The organism is Pseudomonas sp. SK (assembly GCF_012975065.1).
GTDB lineage: Bacteria > Pseudomonadota > Gammaproteobacteria > Pseudomonadales > Pseudomonadaceae > Aquipseudomonas > Aquipseudomonas anuradhapurensis.
In genome coordinates this window covers 2,232,967-2,254,984 of record NZ_CP051857.1, presented here as the reverse complement: position 1 = coordinate 2,254,984, position 22,018 = coordinate 2,232,967, and the positions used below count along the sequence as shown (strand labels likewise).

Annotated in this window: 17 protein-coding genes and 1 pseudogene; 10 read left to right on the top strand and 8 right to left on the bottom strand. The window is 66.5% G+C overall.

What is annotated here, in order from left to right:
- Positions 1–29: 29 nt before the first annotated feature.
- Positions 30–1,082 (bottom strand): Gfo/Idh/MocA family protein, encoded by a 1,053-nt coding sequence (locus HG549_RS10385; RefSeq protein ID WP_170029407.1) that lies wholly within the window; start codon positions 1,080–1,082, stop codon positions 30–32.
- 139 nt (positions 1,083–1,221) lie between these two features.
- Positions 1,222–1,998, bottom strand: a complete 777-nt coding sequence (locus HG549_RS10380; RefSeq protein ID WP_170029406.1) for an IclR family transcriptional regulator — start codon at positions 1,996–1,998, stop codon at positions 1,222–1,224.
- 195 nt (positions 1,999–2,193) lie between these two features.
- On the opposite strand from HG549_RS10380, the gene HG549_RS10375 reads away from it, so the two are divergent.
- Together HG549_RS10375 and HG549_RS10370 are read left to right on the top strand one after the other, a co-directional pair.
- Positions 2,194–3,912, top strand: coding sequence for an FAD-dependent oxidoreductase (locus HG549_RS10375; protein ID WP_170029405.1), 1,719 nt, complete (start codon positions 2,194–2,196; stop codon positions 3,910–3,912).
- A gap of 74 nt (positions 3,913–3,986) precedes the next feature.
- Positions 3,987–5,327, top strand: coding sequence for a D-serine ammonia-lyase (locus tag HG549_RS10370; RefSeq protein WP_170029404.1), 1,341 nt, complete (start codon positions 3,987–3,989; stop codon positions 5,325–5,327).
- Positions 5,328–5,375: 48 nt separating this feature from the next.
- On the opposite strand, the gene alr is transcribed toward HG549_RS10370, so the two are convergent.
- Positions 5,376–6,605 (bottom strand): alanine racemase, encoded by a 1,230-nt coding sequence (gene alr, locus HG549_RS10365; RefSeq protein ID WP_170029403.1) that lies wholly within the window; start codon positions 6,603–6,605, stop codon positions 5,376–5,378.
- A 202-nt stretch (positions 6,606–6,807) separates the two neighbouring features.
- Here alr and HG549_RS25945 point away from each other — a divergent pair.
- Positions 6,808–6,935, top strand: a pseudogene (locus HG549_RS25945) (IS5/IS1182 family transposase); the annotation flags it as partial.
- Here HG549_RS25945 and HG549_RS10360 read toward each other — a convergent pair.
- Genes HG549_RS10360 through HG549_RS10350 form a run of 3 tightly spaced genes read right to left on the bottom strand, consistent with a single transcriptional unit; the run spans position 6,932 to position 11,116 of the window.
- Positions 6,932–7,999: a lipocalin-like domain-containing protein gene (locus HG549_RS10360; protein WP_170029402.1), complete on the bottom strand. Its 1,068-nt coding sequence runs from the start codon at positions 7,997–7,999 to the stop codon at positions 6,932–6,934. The pseudogene HG549_RS25945 and the gene HG549_RS10360 overlap by 4 nt on opposite strands.
- Positions 7,989–10,451, bottom strand: coding sequence for an FtsX-like permease family protein (locus HG549_RS10355; protein ID WP_170029401.1), 2,463 nt, complete (start codon positions 10,449–10,451; stop codon positions 7,989–7,991). Before HG549_RS10355 ends, HG549_RS10360 begins: the two co-directional genes overlap by 11 nt.
- On the bottom strand, positions 10,448–11,116 hold the full coding sequence (locus HG549_RS10350) for an ABC transporter ATP-binding protein (protein WP_170029400.1): 669 nt from the start codon (positions 11,114–11,116) through the stop codon (positions 10,448–10,450). The genes HG549_RS10355 and HG549_RS10350 overlap by 4 nt, the downstream gene beginning before the upstream one ends.
- 307 nt (positions 11,117–11,423) lie before the next feature.
- Between HG549_RS10350 and mrdA the strand changes: the two genes are divergently transcribed.
- On the top strand, positions 11,424–13,319 hold the full coding sequence (mrdA, locus tag HG549_RS10345; RefSeq protein WP_170029399.1) for a penicillin-binding protein 2: 1,896 nt from the start codon (positions 11,424–11,426) through the stop codon (positions 13,317–13,319).
- A 37-nt stretch (positions 13,320–13,356) separates the two neighbouring features.
- On the opposite strand, the gene HG549_RS10340 is transcribed toward mrdA, so the two are convergent.
- Positions 13,357–13,983, bottom strand: coding sequence for a glutathione S-transferase family protein (locus HG549_RS10340; protein WP_170029398.1), 627 nt, complete (start codon positions 13,981–13,983; stop codon positions 13,357–13,359).
- Between the two features lie 209 nt (positions 13,984–14,192).
- Here HG549_RS10340 and HG549_RS10335 point away from each other — a divergent pair, with 209 nt between their 5' ends.
- Positions 14,193–14,510: a DUF2388 domain-containing protein gene (locus tag HG549_RS10335; protein WP_170029397.1), complete on the top strand. Its 318-nt coding sequence runs from the start codon at positions 14,193–14,195 to the stop codon at positions 14,508–14,510.
- A 92-nt stretch (positions 14,511–14,602) separates the two neighbouring features.
- Here the strand turns inward: HG549_RS10335 and glcC are convergent, their stop codons facing one another.
- Positions 14,603–15,367: a transcriptional regulator GlcC gene (glcC, locus tag HG549_RS10330; RefSeq protein ID WP_170029396.1), complete on the bottom strand. Its 765-nt coding sequence runs from the start codon at positions 15,365–15,367 to the stop codon at positions 14,603–14,605.
- 196 nt (positions 15,368–15,563) lie between these two features.
- On the opposite strand from glcC, the gene glcD reads away from it, so the two are divergent.
- The 5 genes from glcD to HG549_RS10305 are packed head-to-tail and all read left to right on the top strand — an operon-like array spanning position 15,564 to position 21,970.
- A complete protein-coding gene (gene glcD, locus HG549_RS10325; protein ID WP_170029395.1) occupies positions 15,564–17,063 on the top strand; it encodes a glycolate oxidase subunit GlcD in 1,500 nt (499 codons plus the stop codon).
- Positions 17,063–18,115: a glycolate oxidase subunit GlcE gene (glcE, locus tag HG549_RS10320; RefSeq protein WP_170029394.1), complete on the top strand. Its 1,053-nt coding sequence runs from the start codon at positions 17,063–17,065 to the stop codon at positions 18,113–18,115. The genes glcD and glcE overlap by 1 nt, the downstream gene beginning before the upstream one ends.
- A 9-nt stretch (positions 18,116–18,124) precedes the next feature.
- Positions 18,125–19,360 carry a glycolate oxidase subunit GlcF gene (gene glcF / locus HG549_RS10315; RefSeq protein WP_170029393.1) on the top strand — a complete coding sequence of 412 codons (1,236 nt, stop codon included), beginning with the start codon at positions 18,125–18,127 and terminating at the stop codon, positions 19,358–19,360.
- Positions 19,353–19,751, top strand: coding sequence for a heme-binding protein (locus HG549_RS10310; protein WP_170029392.1), 399 nt, complete (start codon positions 19,353–19,355; stop codon positions 19,749–19,751). Before glcF ends, HG549_RS10310 begins: the two co-directional genes overlap by 8 nt.
- 47 nt (positions 19,752–19,798) lie before the next feature.
- Positions 19,799–21,970 carry a malate synthase G gene (locus HG549_RS10305; protein ID WP_170029391.1) on the top strand — a complete coding sequence of 724 codons (2,172 nt, stop codon included), beginning with the start codon at positions 19,799–19,801 and terminating at the stop codon, positions 21,968–21,970.
- The last annotated feature ends 48 nt before the right edge of the window (positions 21,971–22,018 follow it).

Below are 22,018 nucleotides of genomic sequence, written 5' to 3'. Positions count from 1 at the left end.
GTCGTTACCTGTAAACATGAAGGGCGCATTCAGGCCACCTGCTCGGGCGCACAGGCCCGACCGCTTTCCGCTGCCTTGCGGATCGCTTCGATCAAGGCCAGGGTGCGCCCGCCATCGGCCGCATCGATCAGCGGCGCCTGTTCGCCACGAGCAACCCGCACGAAGTGCTGCAGCTGCAGGGTCAAGGCCTCGCCGGCAGGGATGCTTTCCACACTTTGCAACAGCGGCGAATGCCACCCAGCGCCCGCCTCGGCGTAGTGCCAGCGCTTGAGTTGGGGAATGCTCAACGCGCCCAGGGTGCCGGCCAGCAGGTAGCAAGGCTGGCCGTCCTGACGCGGGTACACCGGGCTTTCGCCAGAGTCCAGCTCCCAGCTCCAGGGCGCGGCCACCGCGTCGGAACCGGTCAGGCTACCCAACGCGCCATTGGCGAACTGCAACAGCACCGCTGCGCTGTCTTCGTTGGCATAACCGCGCACATCGCTGCGGGTGAAAGCCTGAACCTGCTCCACCTCGCCACACAGGTGGCGCAACAGGTCAAGGTCATGGATCAGGTTGGTCAGCAGGAAACCTGCGCCCGGCTCGCGGCGCCATGGGGTTTCGAAGTAGCTGTCGGGCTTTTGCAATTGCCACAGCGCGGTAACGTTGATCAAGCGGCCCAGCTTGCCGTCGGTAATCACCTGGCGGGCCTGGCTGATCAGCGGGTTATGCCGACGGTGATGGCCGACCAGTACCGGCACATTGCGCCGACGCGAAGCCTCGACCAACGCGCGGACTTCATCCAGATGCACGCCCACCGGCTTTTCCACCAGCACGGGGATGCCGGCCTCGATGCAGTCCAGCGCGGTGGCGACGTGCAGGTTGTTCGGGTTGGCGACGATCACGGCCTCGGGCCGCACGCTATCCAGCATGCGCCGGTGGTCGGCAAAACAGGGCACGCCGCATTCGGCAGCAAAGGCCTCGGCCTGAGGGCCTGGGTCGGCCACGGCACACAGGTGCGCTTGTGGCACGTTGAGCAGATGCCGGTAATGCTGGCGGCCCATGCTGCCAGCGCCGATCAAGGCGATACGAAGGGGTGCGTTCAACAGCCTGTCCTCTTGTGATTGTTGTGCTGAAGATTCCGGAACCAGGTTCCATAATCCGCCCTGAACAATCTAGAACCAAGTTCTGCATTTCAGAAGCACTGGCAGAACAGACTGTGCGGTTATCGCCCGCAAATGCGCCTCAGGCGAACAGTTCGCTGGCCCGGCTGGCTGCCGACAACTCCTCCGTCGCCGCCAACAACAGCGGCGCCAACTCTGCCAGGCGGCCTTGCGCCAGGCGCGCGCTGGGCCCGGCAATGCTCAATACGCCGATCACTTCGTCGCTTTGCGGGCGCCGCACTACCGCAGCCATGGCCGAGGTACCGACGGCGGAGGTTTCCTCGACCCAGGCATAACCGCGTTCACGGGCCCGGTGCAGGTAGGCCAGCAGCTCATCGGTTGAGCGTGGCGCCTTCGGGCCGAACCGGGCCGGGTCGGCAATGCCCTGGCGCAGCACCATCTGCAGCGCCTGTTCATCATCCAGGCTGGCCAGCCAGGCATGCCCGGAGGCCGTGTAGAACAGCGGCGCATCGCGGCCCATGTCGGGGTCGTAGCGCAGCCCCGAGCGGGCGCCCTGGGACTTGGCAATCCAGGTCTGGCGGGCGCCGTCGATCACGCCAAGGCGCACCAGTTCGCCGCTGTCCTGGGCCAGGCGGTCAAGAATCGGCTGGATGATGTCGGCACCGCTGCTGGCCAGGTAACGGAAGCCCAATGCCACCAGTTTGGCCGACAGCTGGTAGCGGCTGTTGTCACGGTTCTGCCGTACGTAGCCCAGCCGTGCCAACTCGGCGAGCATGCGGTGGGCAGCGCTCTTGGGGATGTCCATGCGCTCGGCCAGGGTTTGCAACGGCAACCCCTGCGGTTCACCGGCAAGGTGCTCGACAAGACTGAAGGCGCGTTCGATCTGACTACCAGCCATGACTCAGGTCCCTGAAATTTTTGCGAATTCTAGAAGATGATTCCACAGCCTCGATAGCCGCCGCAGCATGACCGAGCGGAATTGTCCGTTTATCGCCCATTAGTTGCCCGAGAAGGCCATCATGCCCTTGCCGGTCGGCAGGTTGCGCAAGAAGAATGTGGAACCTAGTTCCAATAAAAACACAGGACGCTTGCAATGCCTTCCGCTCTCATAGAAACCGAATGCGATGTACTGGTCATTGGCTCCGGCGCCGCCGGACTGGCTGCTGCGGTGACGGCTGCCTGGCATGGGCAGAAGGTGCTCGTGGTGGAAAAGGAACCGGTGTTCGGCGGTGCCACCGCCTGGTCCGGTGGCTGGGCCTGGGTGCCGCGCAACCCGCTGGCACGCCGGGCCGGCATCGAGGAAAGCATCGAGCAACCGCGTACCTACCTGCGTCACGAACTGGGGGCGTATTACAGCGCCGAGCTGATAGACGCTTTTCTCGAGGCCTGCCCGCACATGGTGGCGTTCTTTGAACGGCACACGGCGTTGCAGTTTGCCGACGGCAACGGCATACCGGACATGCACGGCGACACGCCAGGTGCGGCCGAGGGTGGGCACCAGGTGATTGCCGCGCCCTATGACGCTCGCGAAGTGGGCGCACTGCTGCCGCGCCTGCGCAAGACCCTGCGCGAAACCTCGTTCATGGGCATGCCGATCATGGCCGGTGCCGACCTGGCCGCGTTCCTCAATCTGACCCGCTCGCCCAAGGCCTTGTTGCACGTATGCAAGCGTTTTGGCCGCCACCTGTACCACCTGGCCCGGTATGGCCGGGCGATGCACCTGGTCAACGGCGTGGCCTTGGTGGCGCGCCTGGCGAAGTCGGCACAGGACCTGGGTGTGCAACTACACGCGTCGGCACCGGCCAGGCGCCTGCTGGTCGAGAATGACCGAGTATGCGGGGCAGTGATCGCCACACCGCAGGGTGAACGATCGGTGCGTGCCAAAGCCGTGGTGCTGGCGGCAGGCGGCTTCCCCAACGATACGGCGCGGCGCCAGCAACTGTTCCCGCGCGATGCCAGCGGCCACGACAACCTGGCCCTGCCGCCCAAGGGTTGCTCGGGCGACGGCCTGCGCCTGGGCGAGTCGGCCGGCGGCGTGGTTGCGACCGACCTGAAGTCGCCAGTGGCCTGGGCGCCGGTTTCGCAAGTAGCGCACCGCGACGGTAGCGTCGGCCACTTCCCGCACATCATCGAGCGTGGCAAGCCGGGCATCATCGGCGTGCTGGCCAACGGCAAGCGGTTCGTCAACGAAGCGCATGGCTATTACGATTACGTGGCGGCCATGGTTGCGGCCGTACCGGCGCAGGACGAGGTGTGTTCGTGGCTGATCTGCGACCACCGCTTCCTGCGCCGCTATGGCCTGGGCTACGCCCGCCCGGCGCCGTTGCCGGTATGGCCGCACGTGCGCAGCGGCTACCTCAGGCGCGGCGCCACGCTCGACGCGTTGGCCGAGGCCTGCGGCATCGACCCGGTCGGGTTGTGCGCCACGGTCAGCGAGTTCAACAGCCACGCGCGTAACGGCCAGGACCCCGCCTTCGGCCGTGGTTCCACAGCATTCAACCGCAAGCAGGGCGACCCGCAGCATGAAGGGCCCAACCCCTGCGTGGCACCGATCGAGCATGCGCCGTTCTATGCCGTGAAGGTACAACCCGGCTGCTTTGGCACCTTCGCCGGGCTGCGCACCGACGGCAATGCCCGCGTGCTGGATGCGGCCGGGCAGCCAATCGCCGGGCTGTACGCGGCGGGTACCGACATGGCCAGTGTGTTTGGTGGCTGGTACCCGTCCGGTGGCATCAACCTGGGCCCGGCGCTGACCTTCGGCTATGTGGCCGGGCGCCATATTGCCGGAGCACGCGCCTATGAGTGCGACTGATCAGCTTGCTCGCGAGGGGTAAATCTGATTACTTCGCCCAGCCGGCTCCGCTCCCATTGTTCAGGAACTCCACGATGATTCACGGCAAGACGCTGCAAGCATGGTGCAACTCCCACCCCCTGATCGAGGACCTGGTCGCCCTGCGCGAAACCCGCTGGTTCAACCCGCACATCGCCCCCGCCGCAGAGGCCCTGGCCGATGTCGGCCTGAGCGCCGCCGATGTGCGTGCGGCCAGCGCCCGGCTGGCCCGCTTTGCCCCGTACCTGGCCAGCGCGTTCGCGGATACCAGCGCCTCTGGCGGCATCATCGAATCGCCATTGCGCCGATTGCCCAAGTTGCACGCCACCTTGCTGCAGGCGGCCGGCCTGCCCGCCAGCGGCTCCCTGTGGCTCAAGGCCGACAGCGAACTGCCGATCTCCGGCTCGATCAAGGCCCGCGGGGGTATCCATGAAGTGCTCAAGCACGCCGAGGACCTGGCCCTGGCGGCCGGCCTGATCAACCTCGACAGCGACTACCGGGTACTGGCCAGCGCCCCGGCACGGCAGTTTTTCAGCCAGCACAAGGTTGCGGTCGGTTCGACCGGTAACCTCGGCCTGTCGATCGGCATCATCAGTGCCAGGCTGGGTTTCCAGGCCACTGTCCACATGTCGGCCGATGCCCGGCAGTGGAAGAAGGACAAACTGCGCAGCCATGGCGTGAACGTGGTCGAGTATGCCAGCGACTACAGCGTGGCGGTGGCGCAAGGGCGCCAGCAGGCGGCGGCGGACCCAACCTGCTACTTCGTCGACGACGAGAATTCACCGCACCTGTTCCTCGGCTACGCCGTGGCCGCCGAGCGGCTTGCCAGGCAGTTCGACACGGCCGGCATCCAGGTGGATGCCGAGCACCCGTTGTTCGTCTACCTGCCCTGCGGCGTTGGCGGTGGGCCGGGTGGCGTGGCGTTTGGCCTGAAGCTGATCTGGGGCGACCATGTGCACTGCCTGTTCGCCGAACCCACCCACTCGCCGTGCATGTTCCTGGGGGTTTACAGCGGGCTGCATGACGCCACCAGCGTGCAGGATTTCGGTATCGACAACGTCACCGCCGCCGACGGCCTGGCGGTAGGCCGTCCTTCCGGCTTCGTTGGCAAGGCCATGCAGCGCCTGCTCGACGGCTATTACACGGTCAGCGACGAAACCCTGTACCGGTTGTTGGTACTGGCTCATGACCTGGAACAGGCACGGCTGGAACCTTCGGCGCTGGCCGGCATGCCGGGGCTGCTGAAGGTGCTCGACTCGCCCGAATACCTGGCACGCATGGGCTTGTCGAGCGAGCGTATGGCCAGGGCTACGCACCTGGTGTGGGGGACCGGCGGCAGCATGGTGCCGGAGGCGGAATTCGCCGCTTATCTGAGCAAAGGCCGCTCAGGCACCTAGCGCCCGAGCCCTGGGCCGGCAGCGCCAGGGCTTGCTGGAACGGCTCTGTCAGTCGACCAGAATCTTCGGGTTGGAGTTGCCCCATACGGTGTACAGGTCGGCCAGCAGCGCGCCGTTGATTTCCTCGATCTCGGCCTGAGTGATTTCGCCCCCGGCCTGCTTGCCGAACAACACCACTTCGTTGCCACCCTTCACATCGGGGAAGTCGGTGACATCGACCATCAACGTGTTCATCGACACCTTGCCCACCACCGGCACACGGTGGCCGTTGATCAGCACATGGCCCTTGTTGGTGAACACCCGGCGATAGCCATCGGAGTAGCCGACGGTGATGTTGGCCAGGCGCGAATCACGGGTCAGGGTGAAGGTGCGGTCGTAGCCTACAGTGTTGCCAGCCGGGTAGCTGTGCACCGCTGCCACGTGCGACTTGAACTGCATGACCCGCTGGTACTCGGTGTGCGTCGGCACGGTATCGCCGAACAGCGCGCCACCGGTGCGCACCATGTCCAGGCGCGCTTCCGGCACTTCCAGCGTGGCGAAGGAGTTGGCCGCGTGCAGGGTGAGCTTGCTGCGATCCAGCTTGGCATGCTTGATCAGCCAGTCGGTCTGCTCGTTGAAGGCGGCCAGGCCTTTGCGCACATCGTCCTTGTCTTCCACGGCGAAGTGGGTCATCAGCGCGACCAGCCTGAGGTGCTTCTGGTCGGTGATCTGCAGTGCTTCGCCACGGCCGGACCAGGTGGTCATTTCTACCCCGTTGCGGCTCATGCCGCTGGAATTGAGCGCCAGGTGGATGCGCAAGGTCTTGCCGTGACGCTCGGCCAGGGCATCGAGCTGGCGGGCGAACTCGGCGCTGCCGACCAGTTCTTCCATGTCGTACTGCAGGGCGTCTTCCACTTCACCGAGGCTGGCCAGGCGCACCCGCACCAGCTGCCCGGTGAAGCCACTGGCACGGACCACACGGGCTTCCTCGTTGCTGGCCACCGCCACGCAGGGCACGCCCTGGGCAATGATCGAGGGCATCACCAGGCCGATGCCGTGGCCATAGGCGTCGGCCTTGAGCACGGCGCACAGCTTGGACTTGCCACCCAGCTCGGCCTGCAAGGTACGAATGTTGTGCTGCAGCGCGCTGGCACTGATTTCGACCCAGGCGTTGCTGTTCTGCACAGCCAGGGCGGTGGTGCCGTTGTCCATCGACAGCGGCGGTGCGGCGTACAGCGGGGTTTGGCCAGTGATCAGCAGAGCGAGGGAGGCAGCCAGGAGGGTACGGCGAAATGGCATGGTGATTTCTCTATTCTTTTTTTTTGGTGATGTATGCGGCCGGAAAGACCCAAGGGTATTGGTGCTCGGCACGCCGTCAGCGAGGGTGCCACAGCCATTGAGGATATGGCCAGCTGTGTCGCGCCCAGCCAACACCGGCTAGGCTCTATACGAAACAAAATGTCGCAACACCGCATGGAACAGGCCAGTGAGACCATGGCGGTTTGGCTGGCTAGAAGAGAAGCGCCGCATCGTGACACGCTTCAACAAGCTCGCGGACAACTATGCCGCCATGGTTTCACTGGCCTGTTCCATGCGGTGTTGCGACATTTTTTTTCGTACAGAACCTAGTACCCGGTCATTTCAAGATAACCGCGCCCACCCGCACTCCCGGTCAACCGCACCGGCCCTTCCCAGTACGGGAAGCGGGTGTCCATCCACGCCTGCGGCTCCAGCGCCTCGGCCTGCACATCCACGCCCTGCCCCGGCACCCGCACCCGCCAGCGCGTAGGTACCCGCTTGCCATTTTTCTGCCGCGTCCAGGCCTGCGCCTGCAACTGGACCTGCGCCCCCGCCAGCGCCACCACCTCACCCTGCGCGCCAACCCAGGTCCCGGCGCGATACGCCTCGCCCTGGGCCTGGCGCACCTGGAACAGCATCAGCTTGGCGCCGTTGTCCAGGTGCAGCGAAAACCAGTCCCAGCCGGTCTGCCCGGGGGCCAATGGCTGGCTGCTCCACTCCCGGTCCAGCCAGGCCCGGCCTGTGACAGCAATACACTGACCACCACGCTGTACGTACCCACGCACGTGGTAGAACGGCTGGCTGTAATAATACGAAGCCTGCCCCTTGCCGGACTTCTCGCTGTAGCCCTGCTCGCCGTGCAACACCAAAGGCCCGTCGCTGTGCAGTTGCAGGTCATAGCGGAAGCCTTCGGTAGCGGCCAGCATCTGCAGGTTGTCGATGCCAGCGCTGCCCTGCAGCGACCAGTCATTGATCCACGCCCGGAACGGCTGGGCCTGAACGCCGGCCTGGCCGATGCCGCCGCGCGCCAGGGTCTCAGCCGACTGGTGGCCGCCCGGGCCGGTCAACGCCGCGTGCCCCAGCCACAGGTTCGGGCTGTTCCAGCCGGCAGTTTCCGGGCCGGGGCGCAGGGCCGAGCGGAACAGTGTCCACTGCACGCCCCAGTCCCGCTGGCGGGCATCCTGCAGGTTGGCGGTGACGTACCACCATTCGATGCGAAAGCCATCATGCGCCCCATGGTCGCGTGGAAAGGCCAGGTGCTGGCCACGAGTCACCTGGCTGAACGCCGCCGCCTGCTGGCCGAGCCCGGCATAGCTCTGCTCCGTTGGCTGCTCGCAGCCACCCAGCAAGCCACTTAGCAAGCCACACAGCAGTACGCGCAGGCTACGCCTCATCGGTGAACGGCCTCAACAGTTCGCGCGGCTGGCGACGCGCCAGCTGCCACAGGGGCCAGGCGCTGGCCAGCAGGCTGGTCAGCAAGGCCAACAGGGCCAAGTGCAGCAGTTGTGCGGGGAACACGTAAAGCGGCAGGCGCCAGCCGAATGCCTGCACGTTCAGCACCGCGACCAGGCACCAGGCCAACAGGATACCCAGCGGAATCGCCAGCAGCACGGTGAGGCTGCTCAGCAGCAATGTCTGCCCAAGGCTCAACCAGGCCAGCTGCGCACGCCGCACCCCCAACGCCCACAATGGCGCCAACTGGCCCAGGCGGGTCTGGCCCAGGGTCAGCAGGTTGATGAACAGTGCCACACCGGCCACGCCAAGGGTCAGGCTGTTGAGTGCCGCAGTGGCGGCAAAGGTGCGGTTGAACACTTCGGTCGACCAGCGTTTCAGGCGAGCCTGCTCGACCACCCGGCTGTCGTCGAGGGCAAAGCGCTGCTGCAATGCGGCGATGAGCGATGGCGCCTGGTCTGCAGCTATATCGACGCTCACGCCAGTGAGGGAAGCCTGCACCCAGTGCTGGCGTAACCAGCCGGCATCGACCAGGACATGCCCCTTGGGGTTGCCGTAATCGGCATATATCCCCACGACAGTCAGCGCCGACGAGGTGTCTGCCGGCAACCTCAAGCGGTCACCCAGGTGCAGTTCCAGGCGCCTGGCCAACTGTTCACTGAGCATCACGGCCTGCCCGCGGGCCAATTGCTCCCAGGCACGTGGCTGTTGTTCCAGCAATGGCCAGCGTGCTCGATAGGCCGGATCGTCGAGGATGCCCTGAACCTGCACCGGCCAACCTTGCAACTGCGTTTCCACGCGCCAGACAGGCAGTACCGTGCTGACCCCCGGTTGCAGCCCGAGCCACTGGCTGATCTGCAGGCCCTGGACGGTATCCCGTGGGGTAATGTACAGCGCGGCCGACAGGCGCTGGTCAAGCCAGCCGACAAAGGTCTTGCGAAAACCTTCGGTCATGCTACCGACACCGACGCTGGCAGCCAGCGCCAGCAACAGGGCCATCAGCGCCAGCGCCAAGGCGGGCAGTTGCTGACGACTGTCGGCGACGAACCATTGCGCCAGCGGCCGCCGGCAGCTGCGCGCCAACCAGGCCAACGCCCTGTCGAGCAAGGCGGGCAGCCACAGCGCCGCCGCCAGCAGCAGCGCTGCCAGCATGCCGAACGCGCTGGGCAGGCTGTTACCCAGCACGCCGCAGCCCAGGGCCAGCACCAGCAGCAGGCCCGCCAGCAAAGCCTGCCGCCGCAACCACGGCCCTTGCGCCAGGCGCCAGGCCTGGGGTTGTGCCAGCGCCAGCAAGGGTAGCCGGGCGGCCCGCAGTACACTGCTCAGCCCAGCCAGCAACGCCCCCAGCACGCTCACCAGCACACCCGCCAACCACCACCACGCCGGCAGGCTCAGCGTGCCGGCCACCTGGGCGCCATACAGGCCGCGCAGGCTGGCGGCCACATCGGGCAGCAAGCATGCGGCCAAGGCATACCCACTGGCCACCCCGGCGACGCCACCCAGCACGGCGAACAGGCCCAGTTCCAGCACCAACGCCCACAACAAAGTGTTCAGCTGGAGACCACAGGCACGCAGGTTGCGTATCAGCCCGCGCCGCTGCTCCAGCGCCAGGCCGATCGCGGCATGGGCGATGAACAGGCCGACGACGAATGCCAGCAGGCCGAGGGCCGTGAGGTTCAGGTGGAAACTGTCGGTCAGCCGCTGCAGGCCAGCGTCATCCTGCCGCGCCTGCCATTCAAGATCAGCGGCGAATGCTGCCGGCAGCGGCCCTGGCGCAGTGGCCAGCAGCAGGCGCGACAACTGCCCAGGCGCGTGCAGTAATGCCTGCGCATGGCCGATATCCACCACCATCACCCCGGGGGCCAGCGCAGGTTGCAGCACCACCGGTGGCAACAGCTGCCCTTCGCTGTCGCGTGCCACCGCCCCGGGCTCCACGTTCAACTGCCGCAATGTATCTGGCCCCACCCAGGCTTGCCCAGGCGCGCCGATGAACCCCTGCAGGTCGAAGGCCGGCAGCTGCACCCCGGCAACGCTGCTGGCCGGCGGCAGGCTCAATGGCTCGATGCCGATCAGCCGCACACTGCGTGGCGGCTCGCCCGGCAAACGCAGGCGGCCTTCCAGCACCGGGGAAACCGCCCAGCCCAGCCTGCGCAGCTGCACGTACAGCGCCTGGTCGAAGCGCTCGCCATTGCGCGCCACCAATTGCGCCTGCAGCGGCGCGGTCAAAACCGCACTGGCCCGGGCATAGTCGCTGCGCGCCTGGCTGTTCAGCGCCTGCACACCGGTCCACAGGGCCGTGGCCAGCCACAGGCCGGTGAAAATACTGAAGCATTGCACCCGGTGGCGCCGCCAATGGCTGAGCAGCGCCCACAGGGCCAGTGGCAGCAGTCTCATCCGCCCTGCTCGGCCCGCACGCGGCCGGCCTGCAAGTAGCAGCGTTGCTGCAAGCGTGCCGCCAGGCGCGGGCTGTGGGTCACCATCAGCACACCACTGCCGGCCTCGGCGACCAGTTGCAACAGCAGGCTCAGCACCTCGTCGCTGCTGGCTTCATCGAGGCTGCCGGTGGGCTCGTCGGCGAGCAGCCAGGCCGGGCGCCCGGCCAGCGCGCGACCGATGGCAACCCGCTGTTGCTGGCCGCCGGAGAGCTGTTCCGGGTAGCGCTCCAGCAGGCTCGCCAGGCCCAGGCGTTGCACCAGGTAGGCGACCCATTGCGGGTCATGCCGCGCAGCCAACCGGGCCTGGAAGGCAAGGTTGGCCGCCACGTCCAGGCTGCTGATCAGGTTGTACTGCTGGAACACCAGGCCAACCGCCTGCCGCCGCCAGCGCGCCAGCGCCGCCTCGGAGCGGCCATCGAGCGGGGCGCCATCGATCAGGATACGGCCACTGTCGGCGCGGTCGAGGCCGGCCAGCAGGTGCAGCAAGGTGCTCTTGCCACTGCCCGACTCGCCCATCAGCGCCAGGCTGCTGCCACGGGCCAGGCGCAAGTCTACGCCCTGCAATACCGGCAGCAGACCTTGTGGGGTGGAGAACGATTTGTGCAATTGTTCGATGACCAGCATCGATAGGCCCTGTTGGGTTCGGGTGTCCTTTTAGGCATAGCAGGTTCAGGGCAATGCGCGTGCATCGTTGCAGGGCGAGGTTGCAGCTTGGTAGCGCCGTGATGAACAAATCTTCATGTTGCCGGCGGCCCGCGTGATTACGGGCGTGGCAGCCGCCAGAGCTTTTGCGCCGGCAGGCTTTTGCCTTGAGAGGGCCTGGTAGCTTGCGTAGCATCACCGCCCCCGCTGCCACAGAGCTCGCGCCCACAGGTCAGCTTGCACGGCGTCCGCCGTCATCCAGCCCCACCACCCGCAGACAGAACCGCCGATGCCGCAACCCATCCCCCTCAAGGACCACGAAAAGGAAAAGCACCTGGTCAACCGCCGGCTCCTGGCCTGCGCCGCCCTGGTCTTCAGCCTGTGTGCCGTGCTGGTGGGCCGGCTCTATGTGCTGCAGGTGGTGCAGCATGAACAGCAGAGCGCCGTGTCGGAAAACAACCGCGTGCACGTGCTGCCCATTGCTCCCGAGCGCGGGCTGATCTACGACCGCAACGGTGTGGTGCTGGCCGACAACAAGCCCAGCTTCGACCTGACCATGACCCGCGAACGGGCCGGCGGCGACACGGCCAAGGTGCTCGACACCCTGGCGCAGGTGCTGGGCCTGGGCGAAGACGAGCGCAAGCAGTTCGACAAGGACCTGCGTCGGGGCCGCAAGCCGTTCGAGCCAGTCACCCTGATGGTCGGCCTGAGCGAAGAGCAGATCGCCCTGGTGGCGGTGAACCAGTTCCGCCTGCCGGGCCTGGAAGTGGAGCCGCAGTTCATCCGCGAGTACCCGCTGGCCGAGCATTTCGCCCATTCGGTGGGCTACGTGGGGCGGATCAACGAAAAAGAGGCCAAGGCCCTCGACAACACCGAGTACCGCGGCACCCAGTCGATCGGCAAGACCGGTATCGAACACTTCTACGAAAGCCAGCTGCACGGCCACGTGGGTTATGAAGAAGTCGAGACCAACGCCCAAGGCCGTGTGATGCGGGTGCTCAACCACAAGGACCCGACCCCCGGCCAGGACATTGTCCTGACCCTGGACGCGCACCTGCAACTGGCGGCGGAAAAAGCCCTGGGCGACCGCCGTGGCTCGGTGGTGGTACTCGACCCGGCCAACGGCGATGTGCTGGCCATGGTCAGCAACCCCAGCTTCGACCCCAACCTGTTCGTCAAAGGCATCAGCTTCAAGCAGTACGCCGCGCTGCGCGACTCGATCGACCGGCCGCTGTTCAACCGCGTGCTGCGCGGCCTGTATGCACCGGGCTCGACGGTCAAGCCGGAGGTGGCCATTGCCGGCCTGGACAGCGGCGTGATCACCCCGGGCAGCCGGGTCTTCGACCCGGGCTACTACGAACTGCCCAACTATGACCACAAGTATCGCAACTGGAACCGCAGCGGCGATGGCTGGGTAGACATGTACACCGCGATCATGCGCTCCAACGACACCTACTTCTACGACCTGGCACACAAGCTGGGCATCGACCGCCTGCACGACTACCTGGCCGAGTTCGGCCTGGGCCAGAAGGTATCGCTGGACATGTTCGAGGAAGCCGCCGGGCTGATGCCGTCGCCCGAATGGAAGCGGGCCACGCGGCGCCAGGCCTGGTTCCCCGGCGAGACGCTGATCCTCGGCATCGGCCAGGGCTACATGCAGGTCACCCCGCTGCAGCTGGCCCAGGCCACCAGCCTGCTGGCGAGCAAGGGCGTGTGGCACCGCCCGCACCTGGCGATGACCGTGGGCGGCGCTGCACCGCTCGACCCGCACCCGATGCCCGACATCGTGCTGCATGACAGGCATGCCTGGGACCAGGTCAGCCAGGGCATGCAGATGGTCATGCACGACCCGCGCGGGATCGCCCGTGCCGCAGCGGCTGGCGCGCAGTACCGGATTGCCGGCAAGAGCGGCACCGCGCAGGTGGTGGCGATCAGGCAGGGCGAGCGCTACAACCGCGACAAGACCCAGGAACGGCACCGCGACAACGCCCTGTTCGTCGGTTTTGCGCCTGCTGACCACCCAAGCGTGGTGGTGGCGGTGATGATCGAGAACGGGGAAGCCGGCGGACGGGTAGCGGGCCCGGTGGTGCGGGAGGTAATGGATGCCTATCTGCTGGACGAACAGGGCCATCTGAAGCCTGAATATGCCGGTGGCGCAGGCGCGCATACTGCGCCACACAGCTAGGCGTGAAAACGGCGTGTCACCTTGGCAGCGGTACGCCTCAGGCGGCTTCGCGCGGCATCAGCTCGTACGGGTGTTTCCACCGCGGTAATGCCTGGATCCGAGCCTTCCAGGCCTCGATATGGGTGAAATCCGCCAACCGGATGCCGGTGTCCTCCGGCATGTACACATACCCCGCCAGCGACAGGTCGGCGATGGTCAGGCGCCCACCTACCATGAAAGGGGTCTTGGCCAGGTGTGCGTCGACGATGCGATAGGCCGCCAGGGCACGCTCACGGAGGAACCGGGTCACCTCGGTTTCGCCGGTGTTCTTCAGGCAAAACAGGAAGCGCAGCGCCGCGTAGTAGCTGGTGAACTTGTGGTTGTCGAACAGCATCCAGCGCCAGATTTCGCGTTTTTCGTCTTCGTCGCGCGGGCCGAACTGTCCGGTCTGCGCAGCGAGATACTCGAGGATCAGCGCAGACTGGGTGAGGGTCTTGCCGGCGTGTTCCAGGACCGGCACCTCGCCCTGTTCGTTCACTTCCTCGCGCCAGGCCTGCTCGCGGGTCTGGCCATGAAAGAAGTCGACGAACACCGGTTGCCAGGCCTGGCCGGTGAGTTCGAGCATCAGGGCAGCCTTGTAGGCGTTACCGGATTCGGCGAAGCAATGCAGTTTGTAGTCGGGCATGAGAGGACCTTCAGATTCCGTTGAATGATCGCGCAGGCCCGTGGTGGGCAAGCCCGAGCAAATCACGCCGGGCGCGCCACAGTCAATGCACGCGTGCAGCCGCTGAACGCCCCTGCCGTGGAACACCCATGGAACTCCGGCCATGTTCACGCGCTCTTAAACACTGAGTGGTTTATTTCCCTGTGCTGCACGTTACTGGAGAACATGCCATGCGCCACCTACTCCTCGCCCCTGCCTTGCTGCTCCTGCTGCCTGCCGGCGCTGCCCTGGCTGACGTCGATGCGGGCGACGTCGCCACCTCGGCCGGTGTTTCCGCTTCGCTCTATTCGACCTTCAAGGACGACAAACGGATCATCCCGGCGCGTGACGAGCTTTCCGCTTATGTCGCCAGCGGCGGTGCAATCCGTGGCGCCTATGTGGAGGCGGCGCTGGAACAGGCGCGCAAGGACCACCCTGGCCTGCAGGCCAGTGACGAAGAACTGGCCCGGGCCATCCTGTCGCAGGACGATAGCGTAGCCAATCATTGACCAGGCCAGCCTGCAGCTGACCCGCTCCCACAAGGCCGCTGCGGCCCCTGTGGGAGCGGGTGCCCCCTCGAAAGGGCCGGCGCAGGCAAACTTTACCCCCAGCCATCCATGCGCATGGTCGCCCGCACCAGGCGCTGCTCCTCCTGCTCGATTTCGCGCAAGCTGTCGCGTATCCCGTTGATGTGTTCGCGCGCCGCGCGCTGCGCCTGCTCGGGCAATTGCTCCATCACGGCGTGGTACAACCGTGCATGCTGGCGATCGATCTGGCGCTTTTGCGCGGGGCGGCAATACAGGTTGTTGACCGACGCGAAGACGGTGCTCAAGGTCAGGTCACTGAGCGATTGCAAGGTGTGCACCAGCACCGGGTTGTGCGAGGCCTCGCTGATCGCACGGTGGAAGGCATGGTCGCGGCGGGCATGTTCACGGGCATCGAGTGGCTCCTGGGCGGCATGGGCGGCCAACATCTCTTCATAGCGCCGGCGGATCAGCAAACGGTCGATATCGGTGGCACGCAAGGCAGCCAGGCGCGCCGATTCAGCCTCCAGCAGTGCGCGCACCTCCAGCAGGTCGAACAGCGTGCGCGGCTGCGAGCTGAACAGGTGCATCAACGGCGTGCCGCCTGCCTGGCCGGTCAGGTCGGCGACGAACGAACCGCGGCCCTGCTCGGTGTCGATGATGCCGCGCCCGCGCAGGATGCGCAGGCCCTCCCGCAGCGCCGAGCGCGAGCAGCCCAGTTTTTCCACCAGGCGCCGCTCCGACGGCAGCGCCTGGCCGACCTTGAGCACGCCCTCGACGATCAATCGTTCGACCCGTTCGGCCACCTGGTCGGCGACCTTGGCCTTGCCTTCAGTACCCACTGTGCACCCTCCTGCTGGTAGGACCACTTCGCCTAACCGGCTCAATCTAGCCGAGCAAACCCGTCAATAGCCAGCACCGGCTACATAAACTGGTAGGACCAGTTCGCCAGCCACTCGACCGCGGCCGCCATGACGCGCAGGCTGGACAGGGTGAGCGATGTGCCAATAACGACAAAAACCGTTGCCGAGTGAACCCATGAACATCCTGTACGACGAACGCGTCGATGGCGTACTGCCCGTCGTGGACCAGGCCGCCCTGCTGCAGGCGCTGCGTGAAGCCCTGCCGGACCTCGAAGTGCTGCACCGCGAGGAAGACCTCAAACCCTACGAATGCGATGGCCTTTCGGCCTACCGCACGGTGCCGCTGCTGGTGGTGCTGCCCGAGCGCCTGGAGCAGGTGCAGACATTGCTCAGGCTCTGCCACCAGCGCGGCGTGCCGGTGGTTGCGCGCGGCGCCGGTACCGGCCTGTCGGGCGGCGCCTTGCCGCTGGCCAAGGGCATCCTGCTGGTGATGGCGCGCTTCAATCGCATCCTCGAAGTCAACCCGCAGGGCCGCTTCGCCCGGGTGCAGCCCGGCGTGCGCAACCTGGCCATCTCCCAGGCTGCCGCCCCGCACGGCCTGTACTATGCGCCAGACCCGTCCTCGCAAATCGCCTGTTCCATCGGTGGCAACGTGGCCGAAAACGCCGGTGGCGTGCACTGCCTGAAATACGGCCTGACCGTGCACAACCTGCTCAAGGTCGAAATCCTGACCGTCGAAGGTGAGCGCCTGACCCTGGGCAGCGATGCCCTGGACAGCCCCGGCTTCGACCTGCTGGCGCTGTTCACCGGTTCCGAAGGCATGCTCGGCATCGTCACCGAAGTCACCGTCAAGCTGTTGCCAAAGCCCCAGGTGGCACGGGTGCTGCTGGCCAGTTTCGACAGTGTCGAGGCCGCTGGCCGGGCGGTAGCCGAGATCATCGCCGCCGGGATCATCCCCGGCGGCCTGGAAATGATGGACAACCTGGCGATCCGTGCCGCCGAGGACTTCATCCACGCCGGCTACCCGGTGGACGCGGCGGCCATTCTGCTGTGCGAGCTGGATGGCGTCGAAGCCGACGTGCACGACGACTGCGAAAGGGTCGCCGGCGTACTGGCCGAGGCCGGGGCGCGCGAGGTGCGGCTGGCCAGCGACGAGGCCGAACGCGTGCGCTTCTGGGCCGGGCGCAAGAACGCCTTCCCGGCAGTGGGGCGCATCTCCCCGGACTATTACTGCATGGACGGCACCATCCCACGCCGCGAGCTGCCACGGGTGCTCAAGGGCATCAGTGACCTGTCCCACGAGTATGGCCTGCGCGTAGCCAATGTCTTTCATGCCGGCGACGGCAACATGCATCCGCTGATCCTGTTCGATGCCAACCTGCCCGGCGAACTGGAGCGCGCCGAGGCCATCGGCGGCAAGATCCTCGAGCTGTGCGTGGCCGTCGGCGGCAGCATCACCGGCGAGCATGGTGTCGGGCGCGAGAAGATCAACCAGATGTGCGCACAGTTCAACGCTGAGGAAATCACCCTGTTCCATGCGGTCAAGGCCGCCTTCGACCCACAGGGCCTGCTCAACCCGGGCAAGAACATCCCCACCCTGCACCGCTGCGCCGAGTTCGGCGCGATGCATGTGCACCACGGGCAGCTGCCCTTCCCCGAGCTGGAGCGCTTCTGATGAGCATCGACCGTGATATGAGCCAGGCCCTGCTGGAGCAGGTCAGCCAGGCATTGAACCAGGCCACGGCGCTGCGTATCCAGGGCGGCAACAGCAAGGCCATGCTCGGCAACCCGGTTGCCGGCGAGGTGCTGGACACCCGCAGCCACCGCGGCATCGTCAGCTACGACCCGACCGAGCTGGTGCTCACCGCCCGGGCCGGTACGCCGCTGCGGGAAATCGAGGCGGTGCTGCACGAAGCCGGCCAGATGCTGCCCTGCGAACCGCCGCACCTGGGCGCCGAGGCCACCCTTGGTGGCATGGTCGCGGCCGGGCTGTCGGGGCCACGGCGGCCGTGGGCCGGGTCGGTGCGCGATTACCTGCTGGGAACACGGGTAATCACCGGCCACGGCAAGTTGCTGCGCTTTGGCGGCGAAGTGATGAAGAACGTCGCCGGTTACGACGTATCACGGCTGATGGCGGGCAGCTTCGGTTGCCTGGGGCTGCTGACCGAGGTATCGCTGAAAGTGCTGCCGCGTCCGCGCCAGTGCCTGAGCCTGCGCCTGCCAATGAGCCGCCACGAGGCCCTGCCGGAGCTTGCCGAGTGGGGCCAGCAGCCGCTGCCGATCAGCGCTGCCTGCCATGACGGCGATGCGCTGTACCTGCGCCTGGAAGGCGGTGAAGGCTCGGTGCAGTCAGCCCGCCAGCGCCTGGGCGGCGAACCGCTCGACAGCCGCTTCTGGAGCAACCTGCGCGAACAGCGCCTGGCGTTCTTTGCCGACCCTGCACCGCTATGGCGCCTGTCCGTGCCGCTGGCCACCGGTGAGCTGGAGCTGCCCGGCCGACAACTGCTTGATTGGGGGGGTGCCCAGCGCTGGCTGAAATCCACCGCAGCAGCAGAGGACATCCGCGAGCAGGTTGCCAAGGTGGGTGGCCATGCCACCTGTTACGCCCCCGGCACGGCCAGCAGCCCACCGCTAACCCCTGCGCTGATGCGCTACCACCGCGCCCTCAAGCAGCAACTCGACCCCCAGGGCATATTCAACCCTGGCCGCCTGTACCCGGACCTGTGAGCCCAGACCATGCAAACCAACCTCAGCGAAAGCGCCCGGCGCCTGGCCCGCGCCGACGAAGCCGAAAGCATCCTGCGCTCCTGCGTGCATTGTGGTTTCTGCACCGCCACCTGCCCCACCTACCAGTTGCTGGGTGATGAACTGGACGGCCCACGCGGGCGCATCTACCTGATCAAGCAAGTGCTCGAAGGCGAACCGGTGAGCGCCAGTACCCAGACACACCTGGACCGCTGCCTGAGCTGCCGCAACTGCGAAACCACCTGCCCGTCCGGGGTGAAGTACCACGACTTGCTGGACATCGGCCGCGCCGTGGTCGAACAGCAGGTACCGCGCCCCCTCGGCCAACGCCTGCTGCGCCAGGGCCTGCGCGCGGTGCTACCGCACCCGGCGCTGTTCAAGGCCCTGACCCGCAGCGGCCAGGCGCTGCGCCCGCTGCTGCCGGCCACGCTCAGGCACAAGCTGCCGGCACGGGTCGCCGCCCCCGGCGTGCGTCCGCCAGCCCGCCATGCGCGCCGGGTGCTGCTGCTGGAAGGCTGCGTGCAACCGGCCCTGTCGCCTAACACCAATGCCGCCGCCGCACGCCTGCTGGACCGCCTGGGGATCAGCGTGGAGCCGATCCGCCAAGCCGGTTGCTGTGGCGCGGTGGACTACCACCTCAATGCCCAGGAACAAGGCCTGCAGCGGGCGCGGCGCAATATCGACGCCTGGTGGCCAGCCATCGAGGCCGGTGCCGAGGCCATCGTGCAGACCGCCAGCGGCTGTGGCGCGTTCGTGCGTGATTACGGCCACCTGCTGGAGAAGGACCCGCGTTACGCCGCCAAGGCCGCACGCGTCAGCGCGCTGTCGCGTGACCTGGTGGAGGTGCTGCGCGACGAGCCGGTCGAGCAGTTGGGCCTGTGCGCCGAGCAGCGCCTGGCCTTCCATTGCCCGTGCACCCTGCAACACGCACTGAAGCTGGGCGGCGCTGTGGAAGCCTTGCTCACACGCCTGGGCTTCACCCTGACCGCGGTCGCCGACAGCCACTTGTGCTGCGGCTCGGCCGGCACCTACTCGCTGACCCAGCCTGAGCTGTCGCGGCAATTGCGCGACAACCGCCTCAACGCCCTGGAAAGCGGCAAACCGCAAGTCATTGCCACCGCCAACATCGGCTGCCAGGCCCACCTCGACGGGGCCGGGCGCACGCCGGTGCGGCACTGGATCGAAATTGTCGAAGCAGCCTTGAACCCGGAGAACCACCATGCATAGCAAGTCTGTAATCGGCCAGGCCGAAGTCGCCCGTGTACTCAGCGCCGCCCGCCAGCAAGCCCTGGCGCAACAGTGGAGCGTGACCATTGCCGTGGTCGATGACGGCGGCCACCCGCTGGCCCTGGAACGCCTGGACGGCTGCGCCCCGGCCAGCGCCTACATCGCCACGGAAAAAGCGCGCAGCGCTGCGCTTGGGCGCAGAGAGACACGCGATTACGAGGAAATGGTCAATGCAGGCCGTACGGCATTCGTCACCGCGCCGCTGCTGACCAGCCTCGAAGGGGGCGTGCCGCTGCAGGTGGATGGCCAGGTGGTGGGCGCCATTGGCGTATCCGGGGTCAAGCCCGGGCAGGATGCCCAGGTGGCCATGGCCGGGGCCGCCGCCCTCTGAATCCTCTGCAGCCACTTTCCCAAGACAGACTATCGAGCGAACAGACCATGCCAAACCCTCCACTGCACATCGCCCCCACCCTGCAGCGTTTCATCGAAGACGAAGTACTGCCTGGCACCGGCATCGAGGCCCGCGCCTTCTGGCAAGGCTTCAGCACCCTGGTTCACGACCTCGCCCCGCAAAACCGCGCCCTGCTCGCCGAACGCGAACGCCTGCAGGCCGAACTGGACAACTGGCACCGCCAGCACCCCGGCCCGATCAGTGACATGGCCGCCTACCAGCAGTTCCTGCAAGGCATCGGCTACCTGGTGGACGCGCCTGCCAACGTGCGCGTCAGTACCCGCAACGTCGACCGCGAGATTGCCGTGCAGGCCGGCCCGCAGCTGGTGGTACCGCTGAGCAACGCCCGCTATGCGCTGAACGCCGCCAACGCCCGCTGGGGCTCGCTGTACGATGCGCTGTATGGCACCGATGCCATCGCCGCAACCGAGGGTGCCGAAGGTGGCCACGGCTACAACCCGGTGCGCGGCGCCAAGGTGATTGCCTTTGGCCGGCAGTTCCTCGACGCCAGCGCGCCGCTGCAAGGTGCATCACATGACGATGCCAGGGCCTACACGGTCGACCATGGCCGGCTGCAGGTGACCCTGGCCGATGGCCGTCAGGTCGGCCTTGAGCATCCTGGGCAACTGCGCGGCTACCAAGGCGAGCCGCATACGCCGACAGCGATCCTGTTGCAGCACCACCAACTGCACTTCGAAATCCAGATCGACCCCAACCACGCGATCGGCCAGCAGGACCTGGCCGGGGTCAAGGACATTCTCCTGGAGGCGGCGCTCACCACCATCATCGATTGCGAAGACTCGGTAGCCGCAGTGGATGCCGACGACAAGGTCAACGTCTACCGCAACTGGCTCGGCCTGATGAAGGGCGACCTCAGCGAGCAGGTCAGCAAAGGCGGCAAGACCTTTGTCCGCAGCCTGGCGGCAGACCGCAACTACCAAGGCGCGGACGGCCAGCCCTTGACCCTGCCGGGCCGCTCGCTGCTGTTCATCCGCAACGTGGGCCACCTGATGACCAACCCGGCCATTCTCGACCGTGACGGCCAGGAGATTCCGGAGGGCATCCTCGATGCCGTGGTCACCAGCCTGATCGGCCTGCACGACCTCAAGCGCCGTGGCAACTCCCGCGAGGGCAGCCTGTACATCGTCAAGCCGAAGATGCACGGGCCGGCCGAAGTGGCTTTTGCCGACCAACTGTTCAGCCGCGTCGAAGCGCTGCTGGGTTTGCCTGCGCACACGTTGAAGATGGGCATCATGGACGAGGAGCGGCGTACCAGCGTCAACCTCAAGGCCTGCATCGCCAACGCCGCGTCACGGGTGGTGTTCATCAACACCGGCTTCCTCGACCGCACCGGCGACGAGATGCACACGGCCATGGAAGCCGGGCCCATGCTGCGCAAGGGCGACATGAAGGGCAGCGCCTGGATCCAGGCCTACGAGCGCAGCAACGTGCTGGTCGGGCTGGCCTGCGGCCTGCGTGGCAAGGCGCAGATCGGCAAGGGCATGTGGGCCATGCCCGACCTGATGGCGGCCATGCTCGAACAGAAAGTCGCCCAGCCCAGGGCTGGCGCCAACACCGCCTGGGTGCCCTCGCCCACTGCCGCGACGCTGCATGCGCTGCATTATCACCAGGTGGACGTGGCAGCGGTGCAGCAGGCGCTGGAACAGGTTGACCTGGATAGCCAGCGCGCGGCGTTGCTGCATGACCTGCTCAGTGTTCCGGTCAGCCCCGACCGCCCCTGGAGCGCAGCCGAGATCCAGGCCGAACTCGACAACAACTGCCAGGGCATCCTCGGCTACGTGGTGCGCTGGGTCGAGCAAGGGGTTGGCTGTTCCAAGGTGCCGGATATCCACGACGTGGGCCTGATGGAAGACCGTGCCACCCTGCGGATTTCGGCGCAGCACATTGCCAACTGGCTGCACCATGGGGTGGTCGATGCCGAGCAGGTCGAGGCGACCCTGCAGCGCATGGCCGCGGTGGTCGACCAGCAGAATGCCGCGGACCCGGCGTACCGCCCGATGGCGGCCGATTTCGCCGCTTCACACGCTTTCCGCGCGGCACGGGCGCTGGTGTTCGAAGGCCGGCAGCAGCCCAGCGGCTACACCGAACCCTTGTTGCACGGCTGGCGGTTGCGCTTCAAACAGGAGGTCCAGCGCTAGCGGTGCCAGGCATCCAGAGGGAATCGGCCTGGGGTTGCCCCAGGCTGC